General features: G+C 47.0%; 1 protein-coding gene and 3 tRNA genes. All 4 read right to left on the reverse strand.

Annotated features, from left to right (window positions below; translation table 11 throughout):
* Positions 1–4: 4 nt before the first annotated feature.
* The 4 genes from AZ66_RS29000 to AZ66_RS29015 all read right to left on the reverse strand — a co-directional run bounded on the left by AZ66_RS29000 (position 5) and on the right by AZ66_RS29015 (position 1,506).
* A tRNA-Leu gene (locus tag AZ66_RS29000) sits at positions 5–87 on the reverse strand.
* Between the two features lie 27 nt (positions 88–114).
* A tRNA-Arg gene (locus AZ66_RS29005) sits at positions 115–191 on the reverse strand.
* Positions 192–197: 6 nt separating this feature from the next.
* Positions 198–272: transfer RNA gene (locus tag AZ66_RS29010), tRNA-Gly, on the reverse strand.
* A gap of 214 nt (positions 273–486) precedes the next feature.
* The gene (locus AZ66_RS29015) at positions 487–1,506 is read right to left on the reverse strand and encodes an asparaginase (protein WP_044358098.1); all 1,020 of its coding nucleotides are present in this window, start codon (positions 1,504–1,506) and stop codon (positions 487–489) included.
* Positions 1,507–1,660: the final 154 nt, after the last annotated feature.

Consider the following 1,660-nt stretch of genomic DNA (forward strand, 5'->3'; position numbering starts at 1 on the left):
TGGATGGTGCCGGTGAGAGGACTCGAACCTCCACGGTTTCCCTCACGATTTTGAGTCGCGCGCGTCTGCCAATTCCGCCACACCGGCTTAGTAAATACCCATTATTAAATTAAGTGGCGCGCCCTGAGAGATTCGAACTCCCGGCCTTTTGATTCGTAGTCAAACGCTCTATCCAGCTGAGCTAAGGGCGCATATTCTGGAGCGGACAACGAGATTCGAACTCGCGACCCTCGCCTTGGCAAGGCGATACTCTACCACTGAGCTATGTCCGCATATTATCTTGTCTTAACCAATCTGTACAACTTCATTTGCTTCGTTGTCGTCGTTGCCGTTCAACAAGGACAAGTAATAATATATCAGACTGATAATTGAATTGCAAATCTTTTTTAAAGATTTTATGGTGGTATTTTTTCTTGCCTAAAAACCTGCTTGCCAAGCCATATTTCAGCTCATACAAGCAGGTTCTAATAGTATGTTCTTAGTTTCTTATGATCTAACCCACTCAAGTGTAAAAGCAGGCTTGCGAATTCCTACTACCCTCGCATTGTCGTTTTTCGTCTCCGCAGGGCTCAGCTTTTTCAATCGCTCGATGGTTGCAGTCGTCGGGTATTGAATCTGCTCTAAGATGTCAGCAGCAATGATCGGCCATTGATCTTCCGATCCGTCCATCACTTTGAAGGCTATCCCTATTCTCTGCTCGCGCAAGCCGAAGCAATAGATGCCTTTGGCTCCACCCTTCGCTACGATATTCGGATCCTGCAGCAGCGTTGGACAAATAAGCTCCGTTCCGGATACAAAGAATGGATGTTTGTTCATTAGGCCCGTCAAGCGTGTAATCGCTCTGCGCACTTCCCCATCTACAATTAAATCCGGACAAGCCAATCTCAAATACAAGAGGGCTATATTGCGAATTGGAATCGCATATACCGGGAACCCGCAGCCATCCGTTCCTAATTTAATTTGCCGGGCAGGCACATCAGCAAGCTGAGACATCAAGCGCAGCACCTGCTGCTGAACGGGTTGCTCCGGTTCTGCATAGTTATCGGTTGGCCATCCCATCATCTTGCATAATGCCAATACGCCCAGATGCTTGCCCGAGCAGTTGTGATATAAGGAACGAGGTGGTTGCCCGTTGGCAATCCGCTCGTCTCTTGCAGCAACATTCAGTGGATAGGTAGGCTTGCATACGAATTGATCCTCAGTGATCCCTGTTTTCTTCATGAACGATTCCAGTGCTTGTACATGGAACTGCTGCGCACGATGAGATGCGGTCATTAAGACGATCTCTTCCTCACTTAATCCGTAATGCTCCGGAACACCTGCTAACAAAGCAGGGAGCGCCTGCACCGGCTTCGAAGAAGAGCGCATAAAGCTTACATAGTCAGGGTCACCAACATGGAATAGTGTCTCAGCTTGTTCGTTAACACCTACAATATGTCCTGTATATGCACATTCCAACCAACCGCCTCGTGATTCCTCTACTAACACCTTGCCCAAATCAACCATTATTGTTCCTCCTCGCCAACACATGCTGTCATCATTCTCATTTCAAGACTTTCCCTACTCATGACATAACTCTGCAAACACTAGTATCATGTTCCTAGCTGCTCGTATTTATAACAAGTTCCTGTCAGTTATAAAAACTTACCGCTAACGAACC

It is taken from the genome of Paenibacillus sp. E194, from assembly GCF_000935845.1.
Classification (GTDB): domain Bacteria; phylum Bacillota; class Bacilli; order Paenibacillales; family Paenibacillaceae; genus Paenibacillus_B; species Paenibacillus_B alvei_B.

Excerpts from the sequence above, each read along its gene's own strand:
- AZ66_RS29015 (WP_044358098.1), bottom strand. The coding sequence starts at position 1,506 with ATGGTTGATTTGGGCAAGGTGTTAGTAGAGGAATCACGAGGCGGTTGG.